At 59.6% G+C, this 2,024-nt stretch carries 1 protein-coding gene; it reads left to right on the plus strand.

The window, feature by feature from the left end; genetic code table 11:
• Positions 1-10: 10 nt before the first annotated feature.
• On the plus strand, positions 11-2,024 hold a 2,014-nt coding region (gene katE / locus AC1DX0_RS35120), incomplete at its 3' end, for a catalase (protein WP_477359014.1).

The raw sequence follows: 2,024 nt of genomic DNA on the forward strand, positions 1-2,024 counted from the left end.
GGAGAGCACTATGCCGCGTAAGCCAGCAGCCGAAGCCAACGCATCGTCCGCCACCGTCCACGACTTGACCTTGGTCAGAGGCCAGGGAGGAGAATTGCATCAAGTTGCGGAGGGCGAGACTGACGTCCTGACAACAGCCCAGGGCGGGCCGGTCTCAGATGACCAGAACACGCTCAAGATCGGCGCACGTGGTCCCACGCTGATCGAGGATTTTCATTTCCGCGAGAAGATTTTCCACTTTGACCATGAGCGCATTCCTGAGAGGGTAGTGCATGCGCGTGGCTATGGCGCCCACGGCTTTTTCGAAACCTACGAGTCGCTCGCAAAATATACGCGCGCCGACATCTTCCAGCGAGCTGGAGAAAAAACGCCGGCATTCGTGCGGTTCTCGACGGTGGCCGGCAGCAAGGGGTCATTCGACCTTGCCCGCGACGTCCGTGGATTTGCCGTGAAGCTTTATACCAAAGAGGGCAACTGGGATATCGTGGGAAACAATATCCCGGTGTTCTTCATTCAGGACGCGATCAAGTTTCCCGATGTCATCCATTCGGTCAAGCCGGAGCCCGACCGTGACTTCCCGCAAGCGCAGTCGGCGCACGACACGTTCTGGGACTTTATCAGCCTGACGCCGGAATCGATGCACATGATGATGTGGGTGATGTCGGACCGCGCCATCCCGCGCTCTTTCCGCTTCATGCAAGGGTTCGGCGTACACACCTTCCGGCTCGTCAATGCGGCCGATGAATCGACTTTCGTGAAATTCATCTGGAAGCCCAAGCTTGGCATGCAATCAGTCGTGTGGAACGAAGCGGTCAAGATCAACGGCGCCGATCCCGACTTTCATCGCAGGGACCTCTGGAACGCCATCCAATCAGGCGATTTCCCCGAATGGGAGTTATGCCTGCAATTGTTCGACCAGGAGTTTGCCGACAATTTCGACTTCGACATCCTTGATCCGACCAAGATGATTCCGGAGGAGATCTTGCCGCCGATACCTGTCGGGCGTCTTGTTCTCGACCGGATGCCGGACAATTTCTTTGCCGAGACCGAACAGGTCGCGTTCATGACCCAGAATGTTCCGCCTGGTATCGACTTCAGCAACGATCCGCTGCTGCAGGGCCGCAACTTCTCCTACCTCGACACACAGCTGAAACGCCTGGGCAGCCCCAATTTCACGCATCTGCCGATCAACGCGCCGAAATGCCCATTCCATCATTTCCAGCAGGACGGCCATATGGCGATGCGCAATCCGGTTGGACGAGCCAACTACCAGCCGAATTCATTCGGCGTCGGCCCGCGCGAATCCCCTGACCGTGGGTTCCGTTCCTTCGCTGACGGGGAGGATGGCCAGAAGGTCCGGCTGCGGCCCGAAAGTTTCGCCGACCACTACAGCCAGGCTGCCCAGTTCTTCAACAGCCAGACCCCACCCGAGCAACGCCACATCGCTCAGGCCTTGACCTTTGAACTGAGCAAGGTTGAAACCCCAGCCATCCGCGAGCGGATGATCGCGCACTTGCTGAACATCGATGAGGGACTGGCTGTCACGGTCGCCGACAAGCTCGGCATCACCGAGATGCCGAAGCCGGCCGACGCCGCTGTATCGCCGCGCACGGATCTCGAGCCCTCGCCAGCGCTGAGCATCATTGCCAATGGCCCGGAGAGCTTTGCTGGCCGCAAGGTTGGCGTCCTGATCGGCACCGGCACGGACGCCGGTCTCTTCAAAGCCTTGCAGGCTGCCATTGAGAATGAAGGGGCCGCCATGGAAGTTATCGCGGCAAAGGTCGGCGGCGCGGTGGCCAGCGATGGCACCAAGATTGTGGCCAAGCATATGATCGATGGCGGCCCATCGGTATTGTTTGACGCGGTCGCCATCCTGCTCACCGAAGAGAGTGCCAATCTGCTGGCCGGCGAAGCAGCGGCTCGCGATTTCGTGGCGGATGCCTTTTCTCATTGCAAGTTCATCGGCTTCACGCCCGGCGCCGTGCCGCTTCTGGCCAAAGCGGGCGTCGAGCCCGGGGCTGACG

The organism is Mesorhizobium sp. P3_A9 (assembly GCF_056402975.1).